Raw genomic sequence first — 16,380 nt, 5'->3', positions numbered from 1 at the left:
GTGATGGACGAGACAGCATGACCGCGCCCGCACAGCTCTGGCTGGTCCGACACGGCGAGACCGAGTGGAGTCGCGACGGCCGGCACACCAGCACCACCAACCTCGACCTGACCGATATCGGAGTCGAGGCCGCGGTGAACCTGCACGACCGCTTATCGGACCACGCCTTCGACCGCGTGCTCTGCAGCCCGCTGCTGCGCGCACGTCGGACCGCGGAGCTGGCGGGCTTTACGCACCCGACCATCGAGCCGGATCTGACCGAGTGGCGCTACGGCGACTACGAGGGCCTGACCCGCGAGCAGATCCGCGCGACGAGGCCGGACTGGCTGATGTGGCGCGACGGCTGCCCGAACGGGGAATCCCCCGACCAGATCGCGGACCGGGTCGATCACCTGATCTTTCGCCTGCGCGCACTGGGCGGCCGAACGTTGCTCTTCGCGCACGGCCACATCCTGCGCAGCCTGGCCGTGCGCTGGATCGACCAACCGCTGACGCTCGGCTCCCACCTGCCCTTGGGCACCACCGCGGTCAGCCAACTCGGCAGCAGCCGCGGGGTATCCACGATCGACCGCTGGAACGCCTGACCGATCCTCGGGTCGATCGTTTCGATCCTCGACGGCGGGCGCGGTCCTACGCTGACACCATGACCGACTCCGCCGATCCCCGCAGCCCGATCGCTCCCGCGCTGGCCGACCAGCAGGTCGCCCGACCGTGGGTCGCACAGGGGCAGCATCTGCAGGCCGTCTTCGCGACCGGGTCGATGGCGTCCGGGATCGTTTTTGTCGACCGAATCGTCGCAGCCGCCGAACGCCGGAATCATCATCCGGACATCCTGTTGCGGTACGGCACCGTCCTGTTGACCCTCAATACCTGGACCGCCGGCGGAATCACCCGGTTCGATCTCGATCTGGCGGCCGAGATTTCGGCGATCGCCGCCGAATTGGAGTTGCCTCCCGCCGATAGCGGTCCGGCCTGGTTGGAAATCGCGATCGACGCACTGGATATTCCGCGGGTGAAAGAATTCTGGCGCAGCACGCTCGGATTGCGCGCCAACAAGACCGACCCCGTCGAATTGGCCGACCCGACCGGAAAGCTTCCGACCCTTTGGTTCCAGCAGATGGACCAGCCGCGACGACAGCGCAATCGCGTTCACCTCGACGTCTGGGTTCCCCGCGACGAGATCGACGACCGCATAGCGACGGCGCTCGCGGCCGGAGGGCGGCTGGTCAGCGATGCGGATGCACCCTCGTTCTGGGTGCTCGCCGACCCGGAGGGCAACGAGGTATGCCTGTGCACCAGCGCCGAGCGGGAGTGATCACCTCCCGTTTCCCCGGCCCGGGGAGCGCCATTCCGGGCGGAATCCGCCGGCCGGCCGGCCGCCGTCGAGCCGACCGTTCTCCGGCGCCGAAGACCTGCAAACGGTCTCTTTTGTGGGCCTGATTCCGGGTATCGATCCTCGTATTCGGGGTCGTTTGCGCAAAAGGTATCCGCTCGGGCCCGCCGTATCATCCAACCAAACGACATACCTGCGGTCGTCGCGTACCGATCGATTGCTCGCTCGTAGGTAACGCTTTGACAAAACTTGAGACCTGCCGACTTTCCGACTTCAACAATGGCTATATTCATCGGAATCGCGGCATCACCACCATGAACTATCACCACGCCGCCGCGGTCCGAACGGGAGAACAATGGTCACCGGCGCGCAGTCCGTCCACGATGTCAGATTGACGCTGGAAGATTCGAGATTCCTACGGGCATTTCACACCGAGATTCCTATTTCCGTCGGTCACGCCTACTGGCATTTCGATCAGCCGATGCACCCGGATGCCATCGCCGACCTGCACCGACGCCTCGCCGACAGCCCGATCTCCCGCCGGGTGGTCGCCCCGCGCGTCCCCGGCGCCCGGCACCGCTGGGCGCGCGCGACCGCGATCCCTCCGATCCGGCGTCATCCGACGCCGTTGGAGCCGGACCGCGTGCACGAGTGGGTCGACGAGACGATCCGTTCCGTCCATTTCGACATCCACCGCGGACCGATGTGGGACCTGAGCTGGGCCACTCTGCGCGACGGATCGACCGTGGTCCTGCTGTCGGGGGCGCACCTGGTCATCGACGGCCCCGCCTTCCTCGGCATCGTGACCGAGCTCGGCGCGGGGCGCCGGGTGGCCCCGCTGCCCGCGGCACCACGCGGCTGGGCGCGGTGGCGGGACGACCTGCGCGACGCCGCCGACCGTATCGGTGCGATCGCCCGCCCGTCCGACGCCGGTAACGACCACGCGATCGTCACCGACGCGCCGTCGCCGATGGTGCGCATCCCGAGTACCCGCGCCGCCCGATCCCGCGGCCCGGTGGGGTCCTATACGCCGCCGTGGGTGATCGCCGAGTGCAGCGCGGAGGACCTGCGGTCGGTCGCTCGCCGTCACCAGGGCACGGTCAACAGCCTGCTGATCGCGCTCGGCGCGAGTATGGCGGGCGCCTCGATCGACGATCCCGCCGAGATCGTCTACTCCGCCGTCAGCCGCCGCCTGCCCGGTGACCTGTGGACGGCGAACACCACCCGCGCCGCCGCGATCGATACGCCGGCCGACGAGCTGGCACGGATGGACCTCGCCGGCATCCGTCGGCGGTGCAAGGCCGGCTACGCGGAGATCCTCGCGCAGCCGACCGACTCGCGGCTCAGCGTGCTGCTGCAGACCCTTCCGCACGCCGCCTACCGACGACTGCCGTCGATGCCCCCGACGGTGATGAGCTCGTATATGGGCACCATCCCGCCGGAGGCAGCGATCATCGGCGGCGTGCGCGCGGCGTCGACCACGTTCTTCGCGTCGTTCCGATGCCGCAGCCACGAGGACCTGCAGGCGATCGCCACCGGCCCTGGTACCTGGCTGACCGTGCAAGGCGATCGGGCCACCCTGTTCGCCACCGCCCTCGGTCGCGGCGGCGAGGTCGATCAGGCGCAGTGGGAGGCGATCGTGCGCCGCGCCCTCGAGCACTGGGAGATCCCGGCGACCTTCGCCTGACCTTCGCCTGACGTTCCCGGCCGGATCGCCGCTCGCCGATCTCGGTCGGGATCGATCGGGGCAATCGTGGTGGGTACGGCCGAGCGGTGACGCAGGATGGACGGTGTGCGAAAGAAGCCACGCTGCCGAAGGAGTCACCGTTGAGCGAGTACGCCACCGTCAATCCGGCCACCGGGGAACGGATCGCCGAGTTCACCGAAGCGACCGACGCCGAGATCGCCGCCACCCTCGATGCGGCGGATGCGGCCTACCGATCGTGGCGAACGGTCCCGGTCGCCGAGCGCGCCGAGGTGCTGCGCGCGATCGGGGCGCTGTGGCGCAAGCGCTCCGACGAGCTCGCCCCGATCCTCGCCCTGGAGATGGGCAAGCCGGTCAAGCAGGGGGCCGGTGAGATCGCGCTCTGCGCGAACATCTTCGACTACTACGCCGACCGGGGAGCGGACTTCCTCGCCGATCAGGAGCTCGAATCGATCGGCGGCATCTCCGCGCTGGTGCGCACCGAACCGATCGGCACGCTGCTCGGGATCATGCCGTGGAATTACCCCTTCTATCAGGTCGCCCGGTTCGCCGCGCCGAATCTGATGTTGGGCAACACCATCGTGCTCAAGCACGCCCCGAACTGCCCGCAGTCGGCGTTGGCGATCGCCGAGTTGTTCGCCGAGGCGGGTCTGCCGGAGGGCGCCTATACCAACATCTTCGCCACCCATGCCCAGGTCGCCGACATCATCGCCGACCCGCGGGTGCCCGGCGTATCGGTGACCGGCTCGGAGCGGGCGGGCTCCGCGGTCGGCGAGATCGCCGGCCGCAACCTCAAGAAGTTCGTCCTCGAGCTCGGCGGCTCGGACCCGTTCATCGTGCTCGACGCGGTCAACCTGGATCGGACGGTCAAGGCGGCCCTCGGCAACCGGGTCCTCAACGGCGGTCAGATGTGCACGGCGTCCAAGCGATTCATCGTCGTCGATGACGTCTACGACGACTTCCTGGCCGGATTCTCGGCGGCGATGGGTGCGGTGACACCGGCCGATCCGAGCGAGCCGTCGACCTTCCTCGGGCCGCTGTCGTCGACCGCGGCGGTCGACCTGTTGACCGAGCAGGTGCGCGACGCGGTCGACAAGGGTGCCACCGTCGAGGTCGGCGGGCAGCCGATCGAGCGGCCCGGCGCGTGGTTCCAGCCGACCGTGCTGACCGGCGTGACGCCGGGGATGCGCGCCTATCGCGAGGAGCTCTTCGGCCCGGTCGCGGTGGTCTATCGGGTGTCCTCCGAGCAGGAGGCGGTCGAACTGGCCAACGAGACCCCGTACGGGCTGGCCGGATCGGTCTACACCGACGACGACGAGCAGGGCCAACGGGTCGCCGATGCCCTCGAGGTCGGCATGGCGTGGGTCAACGGCACCAGCCGCAGCGAGGCGCCCTGGCCGTTCGGCGGGGTCAAGCGGTCGGGTGTCGGCCGCGAACTCGGCGTGCTCGGCTTCAACGAGTTCGCGAACAAGAAGCTGATCGGCACCCGGCAACGCCGCTGACCCACCGAAGCGTGTTGTGGATGGAACCCATACGGGGCGCGGACACAGATATCGTGTCCGCGCCCCGTATGGGTTCCGTCCGCAACACCTGGTCGCGTCGGTCAGCTCCGCAGTTCGGGGAACTGGCTGTCGCGCCACTCGTTGTCGAGTTCCTCGATGCCGTGCTCGCGGGCCCGCAGCTCGACCCGGCGGATCTTCCCGGACAGCGTCTTGGGCAGTTCGAAGAACTCGAGCCGCCGCACCCGCTGGTAGGGGGCGAGGTTCTTGCGGGCGTACTGCAGGATCTCGAAGGCGGTCTCGCGGGTCGGCTCCCACCCGGCAGCCAACGCGACATAGGCCTTCGGCACCGCCAGTCGCGTCTCGTCGGGCGCCGGCACCACCGCGGCCTCGGCGACCGCCGGATGCTCGATCAGCACGCTCTCGAGCTCGAAGGGCGAGATCTTGTAGTCGGACGCCTTGAAGACGTCGTCGGTGCGGCCGACGAAGGTGATGTACCCGTCGCTGTCGATCGTCGCGACGTCGCCGGTGTGGTAGTACCCGTCGGCCATCGCGGCGGCGGTGCGCTCCGGGTCGTCGGCGTAGCCGGTCATCAGGTTGAGCGGATGCTGTGACAGATCCAGACAGATCTCGCCCTCGTCGGCGGGCCGACCGGTCATCGGATCGATCACCGCCACCGGCACACCGGGCAGCGAACGGCCCATCGAACCGGGCACGAGCCGCGCGCCGGGGACGTTCGCGATCAGCGCGGTGGTCTCGGTCTGGCCGTAGCCGTCGCGGATCGTCACCCCCCAGTCGCGCTCGACGCGGGCGATCACCTCGGGGTTGAGCGGCTCACCGGCACCGATCGCCTCGCGGATCGACCCGCCGCCACCGCTGAGATCGGCCTGAATCAGCATGCGCCACACCGTCGGCGGCGCGCAGAAGGTGGTGACCCCGGCGCGTCGGATCTGCTCGAGCAGGGCCGAGGCGTCGAAGCGGGCGTAGTTGTAGATGAAGATGGTCGACTCGGCGATCCAGGGCGCGAAGAAGCAGCTCCACGCGTGCTTCGCCCACCCCGGCGAACTGATGTTCAGGTGCACATCGCCGGGCTTCAGACCGAGGAAGTACATCGTCGTCAGGTGGCCGAGCGGATACGAAATCTGGGTGTGCTGCACCAACTTCGGCCGGCTGGTGGTGCCGGAGGTGAAGTAGAGCAGCAGCGGATCGCTCGGCACGGTCACCGTGGTGAAGGGTTCCGGATCGGCGATCGACTCGGCGTCGGCGTAGTCGAGCCAGCCCTCGCGGCCCTCGGGCAGCCCGTCGATCGCGATGCGCAGGAAGTCGCCCGGCACGTCGTCGAAGACCGCCGCATCGGCGCCCGCGACGAGGACCGCCTTGACCGCGCCCCGCTCGATGCGATCGGCGAGGTCATTGGCCGCGGTGGTCGTCGGCATCAGGATGGCGCCGAGCTTCATGACCGCGAGCATCGACTCCCACAGCTGCACCCGGTTACCCAGCATCAGGATGACCGCGTCACCCTTGCCGATACCGTGGCCGGCCAGCCAGCGGGCGACCCGGTCCGAGCGCGTCGCGATGTCGTCGAAGCTGTACTTCGCCTCGCTGCCGTCCTCTTCGACGATCCACAGGGCGGTCGCGTCGTTGCCCCGCGCTATCACGTCGAACCAGTCGACGGCCCAGTTGAACGTCTCCGGCAGCTGCGGCCACCGGAATTCGGCGACGGCCCGGTCGTAGTCGCCGTTGGCCGCGAGCAACGTGTCGCGCGCCGCTCGATAGATCCGATGCGCTTCCGACGGACCCTGCGCCGCGGCGTCCTGCCCCGTCGCATCCTGCTCTGTTCGGGCCTGCGTCACCCTGGCCTCCTCGCCTCGATTCCACCGTCCAGAGTGCCGGCGCGAAGTATGACGTGCACCACCCAACTGGACAGGTAGCGATGCGGATCACTTCTTCGGAAGGGGCTACAGGTCGAAGGTGCCGATCACCCGCGAGACGCAGGAGCCGCCGACCCAGATGTTCTCGCCGTCGTCGTGGATGTGGACGCGTCCACTGCGCCCCATCGCGGTGCCCTGGGCGGCGACGAATGTGGCCGGCGCGCGGCCGACGCCGCGCAACCACTGCGCGAGACCGGCGTTGAGGCTGCCGGTCACCGGATCCTCGTCGACGCCGTGACCGGGGGCGAAAGCACGGACCTCGAAGGCGGTCTCCTCGCGGTGCACCTGCGGTCCGACCACCCCGACGGCGAGATCGCCCATCGCGCCGAAATCCGGTTCCAGCGCGCGAACGCGGGCTCCGGACTCCAGCAGGACCCCCAGCCAGCCGGGTCCGTTGTCGACCCACTGGTGATCGAGGATGTCGCTACGGGCGATCCGCAGCGACGCCGCCACCCGACCCAGGGCGTGTTCGTCGACCGGCCCGGTCCGCACCAGGGCCGGCGCGGCGAAGGCCGGGCGGCCCTGCGTGAACCGGACGGCGACCAGTCCGGCGCCACATTCCTGGATCAGGTCGCGCCCCGGATCGCCGACCGTCGAGAGCCAGGCGAAGGCGCTGCCGAGGGTCGGATGCCCGGCGAAGGGCAACTCGCCGCCCGGGGTGAAGATCCGCAGCCGGTAGTCGGCGGCCGGATCGGTCGGGGGCAGCACGAAGGTCGTCTCCGACAGGTTCGTCCAGCGCGCGGTCGCCGCCATCTGCTGATCCGACAACCCCTCGGCGTCGACGATCACCGCGACCGGATTGCCACCGAGAGGAGCGCCGGCGAAGACGTCGACCTGGTGAAATCTGCGCAGGGACAAGGCGGCTCCTCGAATCGACGGCGATCGTGCGAGCACCCGCCGATCGACTACCGCACCGAACGCAGGGTCCGCGAGGCGAGGACGCCGACCAACCCTAGCGCGGCCACGATCACCAGGAAGAGACCGACGGTCCGCAGTCCTCCGTCGCCGGGACGCAGCGCCAATTCCAGCACGACCGCGGCCATATTCGCCGCCATGTACTGCACGGTGCGGTACATGCCGATCGCGGTTCCGACCTCGTGCACACCCGAGACCGCATTGATGACGTTCTGATTCCCGATGTTGTTGAACCCGTTCGGTATTCCGAGCAGGAACGACACCAGCACCAGGCCGATCAGCGGGGTTTCGACCGTCTCGGCGAGCCCGAGCGCCAGACCGGCGATCAGCAGACCGACCATGCCGATCGCCAGGGTGACCCGCGCCCCGGCCCGGGTATTGATCGCCGTGGCCAGCATCGTCGCGCAGATCCCGGTGACCGCCACCGGCAGCATCAACAGCCCGGCGGTCATCGCCGAGAAGCCGCGTTCGGTCATCAACCACTGCGGTACCCCGAAGAAGATGCAGTAGAAGCAGGTGTAGACCGCGAAGGTGCGCCCGAGGGTCAGGGTCAGGGCCCGGTTGCGCACGAGGGCCCGCACGTCGATAAAGGGTCCGGTGGTGCGCCGCTCCCGGGCGACGAATCCGGCGGCGAGCACCACGATCACCGGCAGCAGCCACCACGCCGGACTCCCGCCCAGGGACAGCAGCAGGAACATCGTCGAGGTCAGCAGCCCCAGGAAGAGCGCCAGCCCCGGTACGTCCAGGGCCGCGAGCGCGGGCCGCAGCCCACCGATCCGCTGGGTATCGGCCGGCGTCACCCGCCGCACCCAGAGGAACGTCACCACCACCATCGGCAGGTTGACCCAGAAGATCGACTGCCAGCCGAGCAGCCCCACCAGCAGGCCGCCGAGCGTCGGCCCGAGGGCGACCATCGACTGGGCGCAGACCGACAGCACCGCGATCGCCGAGGAGGTACGCGCGCCGGTGCGTTCGGCCATGGTCCGCACGATCGTCATCGCCGTCGGATACTGGGTCGCCGTTCCGATGCCGAGGATCACCCGGGCGGCGATCAGCCAGCCGATGCTCGGGGCGAGCGTGCCCATGATCGAGCCGATCGCGATCAGCACCAGGCCGGCGGTGTACACCCGCCGGGCGCCGAACAACTCCCCCAGCCGACCGGCGGCGGGTCCGGTCACCGCGGTCGCGATGTACAACGCCGAGATCACCCAGGTGGCCGCCGACGGCGAGCCGTAGTGGGCGGCGATCGCCACCACGGCCACCGCGATCATCGACGAGTTGAGCGGCTGCAACATCGAGCCGGTGCCCAGGCCGATCGATGTCGACAGCGGGATGCGCGTCGCGGTCTCGACGGCGTTCGGCTCGGATCGGGTGGCCGTCACCGGCTCAGATCCCGCAGGATCGCCGCGGCGACGAAGAGCATCTCGCGCTCGTGGGCGGTGCAGCGCTCGTCGAGCAGCTCGCACAGCCACAGCGTGCGCATCTCGGCGTCGAGGGCCAGGGTGGCCAGACCGGTGTCGGTGATCTCGACGCGGGTGGCGCGGGCGTCGGTGGGATCGCTGCCGCGACGGATCATGCCCTGCTCCTCGAGCATCGCGAGGGTCCGGGCGATCGACTGCGGGGTCACCTGCTCGAAGTGCGCCAGCCGTGCGGCGGTCATCGCGCCCTCCCGGCGCAGATGGCCGAGAGCCTGCAGTTGGCTCGGCGTGAGCATGTGGTCCACCCGCTCGGTGCGCATACGTCGCCAGAACGCGGCGATATCACCGCTGAGCGCCTGGACCCGCTCCCGATATTCGGGAGAAAAACGTTCCGCCGAGTCCGTACCCGACGACTGCGCTGCATTCACTTTCATCACCTGATCCGACACTCGGAACAAAACTCCGACTTACGTTTGCCTAACTTAATATGCCATTGGGTTATCTAACATGTCCAGCAAGGCTGGCAACTTGGTCGAGTGTGTACCCATGCAAACCTCACTAAGCCTCGCCATACTGGACAGCAAGACTGTCATATGTGGATAGTGAGGACAACGCGGAAAAGCGGCCCGAGCTTTTCGCCGAGACGTCGATCACAGATCCGCGTGATTCGGAATTACGGGCCGCATGCACCTGTTGTACGAAATGTGCCGGAGCAGCCCAATTCCGGCAGAAACCGATGAGCTGTAACGGCTGACGAATGTAGCGAAACGGAGCGAAGATGACCACGACCGAACGGACCGCATCGACCATCACCACGGGTGCGCGGCGCCCCAACGCGGACGGCCTGCGCTTCACCGCCTCCGCCGAACTGGCCGCCGACCTGCAGAAGGTGCTCGTCGAGCTGACCGAGCTGCACCTGCAGGGCAAGCAGGCCCACTGGAACGTCGTCGGACCGAACTTCCGCGACCTGCACCTGCAGTTGGACGAGGTGGTCGACACCGCCCGCGCCCACAGCGACACCATCGCCGAGCGGATGCGCGCCCTCCAGGCCGCGGCCGACGGTCGCACCGACACCGTCGCGGCCACCACCTCCCTGCCGGCGTTCCCGGCGGGCCTGCAGCAGACCGCCATCGTGGTCGACCTGATCACCGGCGCGCTCGCGGCCGCCGTCGCCTCCGTGCGTGAGGTACACGACCGGGTCGACGCCGAGGATCCCTCGACCGCCGATCTGCTGCACCAGATCATCGACGACCTCGAGAAGCTCGCCTGGATGATCTCCTCGGAGAACGTGCGCCCGTAAGCGATTCCCCACACCGTCACCAACGGCGCGTGCCCGGTCCACCGGGTGCGCGCCGTTGGTGTCCGTCCGGCCGGTGTGCGCAATTCGCCGTGCGGCCGGCCGACACGTCCCATACTTCCCGCGTGGGGTCCCACCCGATCCACAACCGAACCGGAGAATCCGACCCGAGACCTTTCGACGAACCCTTCACCGGCCCGCGGGTCGGAACAACCCGGGGAGCATGCGATGGCAGCACCGACACTGACCCTCGAACATCTCGCGAAGCGGTACGGCGACGTGGTGGCACTCGAGGACGTCAGCTTCGCGGTCGAACCGGGCGAGATCTTCGGCTTCGTCGGGAGCAACGGCGCCGGCAAGACCACGACCATGCGGATCGTGCTGGGCGTGCTGGCCGCCGACTCCGGTGAGGTGCGGCTCGGCGGTCGACCGGTCGATCTCGACGTACGCCGCACGATCGGCTACATGCCCGAGGAACGCGGGCTGTATCCGAAGATGAAGGTCGGCAGTCAGTTGCGCTATCTGGCCCAACTGCACGGGCTCTCGCCCACCGACGCCCGCGCGGCGGTCGAGCGGTGGACCGACCGCCTCGGCATCGCCGACCGGCTCGGCGACGAGGTCGACGCGCTGAGCCTGGGCAATCAGCAGCGCGTCCAGCTGGCGGCGGCGCTGGTCCACGATCCGCTCGTCCTCGTGCTGGACGAACCGTTCTCCGGGCTCGACCCGGTGGCGGTGGACGTCATGAGCGAGGTGCTGGTCGAAAAGGCCGCGACCGGGGTGCCCGTGGTCTTCTCGAGCCACCAGCTCGATCTGGTGCAACGGCTGTGTCATCGGGTCGGCATCATCGCCGGCGGACGGATGAGCGCCGTCGGCACCGTCGATCAGTTGCGGGCCGGTGGCCCCGTGCGCCTGGTGGTCGACGCCCCCCTTGCCCCGCCCGGCTGGGCCGAGGGGCTTCCCGGCGTGCGCACCGTCGCGACCGACGGCTCGCGCACCCTGCTCGACCTCGACCCGGACACCGACGACCAACAGGTCCTGACCGCCGCCCTTCGAACCGGACCGGTCCACGAATTCTCCAGACAAACAACAAGTTTGACCGACCTCTTCCGAGAGGTGGTCTCCGCGTGAGCACCATCGGCACCGGCCGCGCGATCGCTCTGGTCGCGCGTCGCGAATTCCGCACCCAGGTCGGCAAGCGCAGCTTCCTGATCAGCAACCTGATCACCCTCGTGGTGATCGTCGGCGGCATCATCGCCTACTCGATCTTCTCCGGCAACGGCCAACCGTCGAGTTCATCGGTCGGGCTGGTCGGCGACCAGTCGATAGCGGCGACGATCGCGGCGGTCGGCGATGCCGCCGGCGCGCCGGTCGACGTCGAGCAGGTCGCCGATGCGCAGACCGCGCGCGACCGGGTGACCTCCGGGGATCTGGACGCGGCGCTGGTACCGGGCGACGGCGGGAGCTACACGGCGATCACCGCATCGGAGCTCGGCGCCACGCTGCAGTCGATCCTGCAGACCGCCGTGACCGAACAGGCCAGGGCTGCGGCGCTTGTCGCCGTCGGGGTCGACCCCGCCGAGATCGCCGCCCGCACCGCCGACGCGGTGGTGACCGTCTCCGCGATCGACCCGCCCGATCCGGAACGCGGCCAGCGGGTGGCGCTCTCGATGATCGCGGTGATCCTGCTCTACGGCCAGATCCTGTTGTTCGGCATGTACGTGGCGATGGGGGTGGTCGAGGAGAAGTCGAGCCGGGTGGTCGAGCTGCTGCTCTCGACCCTGCGACCGATGCAGTTGCTGTGGGGCAAGATCTTCGGCATCGGGGCGGTCGGGTTGGCGCAGATGACCGTCTACGGCGTCGTCGGTGTCGCGACGGGCCTGGCCACCGGAACGCTGACGATCACCGGCGCCGCCCTCGGCACCCTGGCGAGCGTCCTCGGCTGGTTCGTCCTGGGCTACCTGTTCTTCGCGGTCCTCTACGCGGCCGGCGGCTCGCTGGTATCGCGGCAGGAGGACGTCAGCTCGACGACGACTCCCCTGACCCTGCTGATCATGGCGATGTTCTTCTCCGCGATCTTCTCGATCAACAATCCGGACAACACCCTGATCGCCACGCTGAGCTGGATACCGCCGTTCTCGGCGATCCTCATGCCGCTGCGGATCGCGTCCGGGGTGGCGACACCGCTGCAGATCGTGACCACCGTCGTGCTGATGATCCTTGCGACGGCGCTGCTATCCGCGGTCGCCGCTCGGATCTACCAGCGATCGATCCTGCGGGTCGGGCGCACCGTCGGTTGGCGGGAGGCGTTCGCCCGGCAGTGAATCCGACGCCGCGTCGACCACAACGGCATCGGGGATGGCGTCCACGTCCTCGATGATCGTGCCGTCGCGCAGGAAGTCGATCCGGCGGATCCCGTCGTCCCCGTCGGCGACCACGCTCGCCAGGTGCTCGCGCCCGCGCGGCAGGATGCGCACGGTCACCGTGCCGGAGTCGATTCCGGAGATCTCCTCGATGATGCGGCGGCGGATGTCCTCGCGGGTATTCGACTGTGCCCCGTCGAGCGCGTGGCCGTCGTGCATCCGCACCCCGACACCGCGCCGCCGCAACTCCCAGACCGCCGCGTCGAGATCGGGATGTACCAGCCCGGGGGCGCGCACCAGATCGCGCAGATGCGCTTCCAGGGCTGCGAAGTCGGCGATCTCCCCGTCGGTATACGGCCCACCGGCGGCGATGCGCTCGAGGCTGGGACGGGCGAGCCGGTCGAAACGCTGGAGTTGTCGATCGCGCTCGGCCAACCGGGCGGCCGCGGCCGCCTCGGCTACCGCCCTGTCCGCCGATTCACGACGCAGCGCGTAGATCTCGGCGGCGGCGGGGGCGACGACCATCGCGAACACGGTGGCCATCAACATCGGTCCGACGTTGACCAGTGAGAACGACAGTCCGTAGGCCACCCCGAGACCCCGCGCGTAGGCCCAGATACAACAGACCACGACCAGCAGGATCGTCCCGATCCAGCCGGCCAGGATGCGCCCCCGGATGCACAGGAAGGTGTACACGACGATCAGCGAGCCGACCTCCCACACCTGTGGGGGTTCGAGGATCCGGCCGGGGACGGCGACCAGGGCGACCGCCGTCGACCCGGTGCCGAAGACGATCAACGCCACGGTGGCCGCCATGGGCAGCGGTTCGGCCGATACCGCCATCATGATCGTCACGGTGATCACCAGCAGGAGCACCGCCAGCGCGGTCGTCCAGGACCTCTCGACACCGTCGACCGGCCACATCACCTGCAGAATGCTGCAGGCGACGAGATAGACCGCAAACGCCCGCGCCTGCGGCGTACGACCGCCCAACAGTGTCCACGCGCCGCCGTATGGGCGGTCGTCCCACGACTCAGGCATCGTCCGCCGCCCACCGCAGGGTGACGCGTGTCCCGCGCCCCGGGGCGGAGTTCACCTCGGCGGATCCGCCGGGCACCGTCGCCATCTGCTGGCGGATCGCAGCGGTGACGCCGAGCCGATCCGGCGGCACCCGGGCGGGATCGAAGCCGATCCCGTCATCCAGAATCACCACGAGGATCGCCGCCGGCAGCAGCGTGATGTCGACCGACCGCCGCGCATCGGCTCCCGCATGCCGCAGACTGTTGCGGGCCGCCTCGGCGGTGGCGGCGCCGAGGGCCGCCACCGCGTCGGCCGGGTACTCCCCGTCACCGTCGCGTTCGACCACCACGTCTATCGTCGCGGAGCGCAGCGGGTCGAACGACGTCACCGCCGAGCGCAGCTGCGCGGCAACCGCTTCCCCGTCGAGCGTGCCATCCGGGAGGACTCCGCCGCGCAGCCCCTCGAGCCGTTCGATCGCGTCGCGGGCCTGCCGGCGCACGGCGGGATCGGTCGGGCCGCGGGCCGCCGACAGCAGCGTCGACATCACCCAGTCGTGGGTGAGGGCGTCGAAACGCGCCCGCTCGTCCGCCTCCGCCCGCTTCGCCGACGCGGCCACCGCGAGCTCGCGGCTGGTTCGCCGGGTGTTGTCGAGCAGTTGTGCGGTGCGCAGCAGCATCCGGACCGCGGTGGCATAGATCAGGCTGAAGCCGGCACCCGAAAGGATCTGCGGCAGCATCGTCGGCCCGGGGATCCGCGTGAACTCGGACCACTCGGTCACCACTATGGTGACCACCGCATAGGGCGCCGCCACGGGCATCCTGGCCACCAGGGCCAACGCCAGCGCCGGCAACCCGGGAATCATCCCCAACCAGGGGGGTTGAGGTGCTTCGCCCAGCACCTCTCCGTTCCACGCGAGGGGCCAGGTGACGGCCGCGATCCCGTACCCGACAGCACAAGCGATCGCCGCCCGACCCACGCCGACGCGGTCGCCACGCAGGCTCGCCCACATCATCCACACCGGCGGCCCGAAGGTCAGCACCACCGCCGGGACCGGCCACCAGGGGGCATATTCGTGATACTCCCGCCGAATACTCGGCGCGAGCAGTATCAGAAACGCCACATACCCACCGCCGATGAAGCGAGCGAGTAGAACGGTCAGGCGCTCCCGGGCGCCACCCCGCGCTGCCAACGCCGTGCTACTCGTGGAATCGGCAGCCACCCATCCTCCAGCGCCCTTTTCAACAACTCGGTCTTCGTTTGCGCCGGACGACCCGCTTGGGCGTACTTCTGGCGAATGCGCATCAGATAGCCATTGACGGTGTCCACCGACAATCCCGTCATGCGACCAACCCGACCGACCGTTTCGCCGGACGCGTAGAGCTCGAGGACCCGACGCTGTTGCGGGCTCAGATGCACATTGGTGAAGTCCTCGTCGCCGTCGATGGCCAGCGCGAGATCGGTGCCCATCACGTTGCCGTCGTGATAGATCTGACGAATCGCCCCGACGATCAATTCGACCGATTCGGACTTGAGGATCACCCCGCCGGCGCCGGCCCGCAACGCCGAACGCATCAAATAGGGATCCTCACCGGAGGTGTAGACCAGCACCTTGACGCCCGCCTCGGCGAGACGCTGGATGTTCGCCTCCGGGACGCTGCCGTCGGCCAACCGCAGGTCGAGCAGGACGACATCGAGAGCGGTGCCGCCGGACAACAACTGATCGACGGTGCGCGCACCGGCCTCCAGTCGGACGTCGCCGTAGTCGGCGAGCAGGCTGCGCAGCCCGGCGATCATCACATCGTGATCGTCGACGGCACCCAGCCGACAGATGCGATCCCCGACGGGATCGGCCGGAATAGGAACCTCCCGCATATGTGAATCGCAGCGATTCGCCCGATCCGTTTCGAAATCCGTTCCGTTACCGATAGCCGTGGTCGACATGGAGCCCCCGGTTGAATATGTCTCGATTGATCCCCGACATTCTTTCGCGTCGAGGGTCGAATTAAACGGAAACTCTAGCAGGCGATCGGTCCGGGCGAGCCGTTCAAAGAATCGCGTGAATGACACCGAAATGGGTGTCACTCCGGATGATGCTCCAACCGGGTGTCCGGTCCGGAACGTGCCGCAGCGCTCGAGCGACAGGCATCCGCCGAGCGGTATCCATCGGGAGGCGACGGTCAGGCGGCGGTCACCCAGATGCGGATGACGGCGGCGACCACCTCGGCGCCGGATCGGTCGGTGATCGAGATCGGCACCTCGATCTCCCGCCCGCCCGACTGCGCGGTGATCGTCGAAAAGTCCGGGGTATCGAGCTGCGCGATCGCCCGCAACGAGGAGGTCGCCTTGGCGGTGTACTCGACGGTCATCCCCTTCGGAAGCCAGCGGTGGGTGGTCGGCACGGTCGCCTCGGCCAGCATGCCCATCGCGGTCTCGGCCAGATTGCAGGCGGCGATCGCGTGGAAGGTGTGAATGTGGTTGTAGACGCCGAACCACTTCGGCGCGGTCACCTCGCAGTAGCCCGGTCGCAGCTCTCGCACCCTCGGCAGGATCGTCGCGAAGTACGGGACCCGGGCACACATAGCCGCCGAGAAGAGAATCGAGCCGATCGCATTCGAGGGCAGGCGGCGCCAGGCGGCGTACGTGGGGGTGGTTGCGCTCACATCCGCGACCTTACCGCACGGTAAGTTACTCGCGGGTCGGAACACGGCGGGCGCTGCCGATCGAAACCACGGCGGCGCCCGGCTGCCTCGTGATCGGGTCTGTCGACCGGACGTCTCACCCGAGTGGCCGGCACGCCGTCGACAACCGGCCGGCCGTCGTCATGCCGATGGAATGGGCCGCTGCGGACATACGCCCGTTGTGTACGAAAGCGGCCGGCGACCGCGCACGCCGTCGGTATCGT

The 16,380-nt window shown here is 68.7% G+C and carries 15 protein-coding genes; 7 read left to right on the top strand and 8 right to left on the bottom strand.

The features are described from left to right. Positions 1–17: 17 nt before the first annotated feature. The 4 genes from MB1_RS06775 (at position 18) to MB1_RS06760 (ending at position 4,540) form a co-directional block, all read left to right on the top strand. Positions 18–584 (top strand): histidine phosphatase family protein, encoded by a 567-nt coding sequence (locus tag MB1_RS06775; RefSeq protein ID WP_066905124.1) that lies wholly within the window; start codon positions 18–20, stop codon positions 582–584. Positions 585–643: 59 nt separating this feature from the next. Then, positions 644–1,315 carry a 4a-hydroxytetrahydrobiopterin dehydratase gene (locus tag MB1_RS06770; RefSeq protein WP_066905122.1) on the top strand — a complete coding sequence of 224 codons (672 nt, stop codon included), beginning with the start codon at positions 644–646 and terminating at the stop codon, positions 1,313–1,315. A gap of 499 nt (positions 1,316–1,814) precedes the next feature. After that, positions 1,815–3,020, top strand: coding sequence for a non-ribosomal peptide synthetase family protein (locus MB1_RS06765; RefSeq protein ID WP_157083937.1), 1,206 nt, complete (start codon positions 1,815–1,817; stop codon positions 3,018–3,020). 140 nt (positions 3,021–3,160) lie between these two features. Continuing rightward, positions 3,161–4,540, top strand: a complete 1,380-nt coding sequence (locus MB1_RS06760; RefSeq protein ID WP_066905118.1) for an NAD-dependent succinate-semialdehyde dehydrogenase — start codon at positions 3,161–3,163, stop codon at positions 4,538–4,540. A gap of 101 nt (positions 4,541–4,641) precedes the next feature. Here MB1_RS06760 and MB1_RS06755 read toward each other — a convergent pair whose 3' ends face one another. The 4 genes from MB1_RS06755 to MB1_RS06740 all read right to left on the bottom strand — a co-directional run bounded on the left by MB1_RS06755 (position 4,642) and on the right by MB1_RS06740 (position 9,235). Continuing rightward, positions 4,642–6,315: an AMP-binding protein gene (locus tag MB1_RS06755; protein WP_066905569.1), complete on the bottom strand. Its 1,674-nt coding sequence runs from the start codon at positions 6,313–6,315 to the stop codon at positions 4,642–4,644. Positions 6,316–6,495: 180 nt separating this feature from the next. Next, the gene (locus tag MB1_RS06750; RefSeq protein ID WP_084351084.1) at positions 6,496–7,326 is read right to left on the bottom strand and encodes a PhzF family phenazine biosynthesis protein; all 831 of its coding nucleotides are present in this window, start codon (positions 7,324–7,326) and stop codon (positions 6,496–6,498) included. A gap of 47 nt (positions 7,327–7,373) precedes the next feature. Next, positions 7,374–8,765 carry an MFS transporter gene (locus tag MB1_RS06745; protein WP_066905116.1) on the bottom strand — a complete coding sequence of 464 codons (1,392 nt, stop codon included), beginning with the start codon at positions 8,763–8,765 and terminating at the stop codon, positions 7,374–7,376. Continuing rightward, on the bottom strand, positions 8,762–9,235 hold the full coding sequence (locus tag MB1_RS06740; RefSeq protein WP_084351189.1) for a MarR family winged helix-turn-helix transcriptional regulator: 474 nt from the start codon (positions 9,233–9,235) through the stop codon (positions 8,762–8,764). The genes MB1_RS06745 and MB1_RS06740 overlap by 4 nt, the downstream gene beginning before the upstream one ends. A gap of 344 nt (positions 9,236–9,579) precedes the next feature. Here MB1_RS06740 and MB1_RS06735 point away from each other — a divergent pair, with 344 nt between their 5' ends. The 3 genes from MB1_RS06735 to MB1_RS06725 all read left to right on the top strand — a co-directional run bounded on the left by MB1_RS06735 (position 9,580) and on the right by MB1_RS06725 (position 12,419). Continuing rightward, a complete protein-coding gene (locus MB1_RS06735) occupies positions 9,580–10,101 on the top strand; it encodes a Dps family protein (protein WP_066905114.1) in 522 nt (173 codons plus the stop codon). A 225-nt stretch (positions 10,102–10,326) separates the two neighbouring features. After that, positions 10,327–11,226, top strand: a complete 900-nt coding sequence (locus MB1_RS06730; protein WP_066905113.1) for an ABC transporter ATP-binding protein — start codon at positions 10,327–10,329, stop codon at positions 11,224–11,226. Next, on the top strand, positions 11,223–12,419 hold the full coding sequence (locus MB1_RS06725) for an ABC transporter permease (RefSeq protein WP_066905111.1): 1,197 nt from the start codon (positions 11,223–11,225) through the stop codon (positions 12,417–12,419). The genes MB1_RS06730 and MB1_RS06725 overlap by 4 nt, the downstream gene beginning before the upstream one ends. Here MB1_RS06725 and MB1_RS06720 read toward each other — a convergent pair. From MB1_RS06720 to MB1_RS06705, 4 genes are all read right to left on the bottom strand, one after another. After that, positions 12,330–13,499 (bottom strand): DUF8320 family protein, encoded by a 1,170-nt coding sequence (locus MB1_RS06720; protein ID WP_157083936.1) that lies wholly within the window; start codon positions 13,497–13,499, stop codon positions 12,330–12,332. The genes MB1_RS06725 and MB1_RS06720 overlap by 90 nt on opposite strands. Further along, positions 13,492–14,598, bottom strand: coding sequence for a sensor histidine kinase (locus MB1_RS06715; protein ID WP_157083935.1), 1,107 nt, complete (start codon positions 14,596–14,598; stop codon positions 13,492–13,494). Before MB1_RS06715 ends, MB1_RS06720 begins: the two co-directional genes overlap by 8 nt. 35 nt (positions 14,599–14,633) lie before the next feature. Further along, a complete protein-coding gene (locus MB1_RS06710) occupies positions 14,634–15,350 on the bottom strand; it encodes a response regulator transcription factor (RefSeq protein WP_066905106.1) in 717 nt (238 codons plus the stop codon). 305 nt (positions 15,351–15,655) lie between these two features. Next, a complete protein-coding gene (locus MB1_RS06705) occupies positions 15,656–16,138 on the bottom strand; it encodes a hotdog fold domain-containing protein (protein ID WP_066905104.1) in 483 nt (160 codons plus the stop codon). Positions 16,139–16,380: the final 242 nt, after the last annotated feature.

The organism is Millisia brevis NBRC 105863 (assembly GCF_001552615.1).
Taxonomy (GTDB): Bacteria; Actinomycetota; Actinomycetes; order Mycobacteriales; family Mycobacteriaceae; genus Millisia; species Millisia brevis.
Note: the sequence above shows the minus strand (reverse complement) of the source record. Positions and strands in the feature narration are given on the sequence as shown.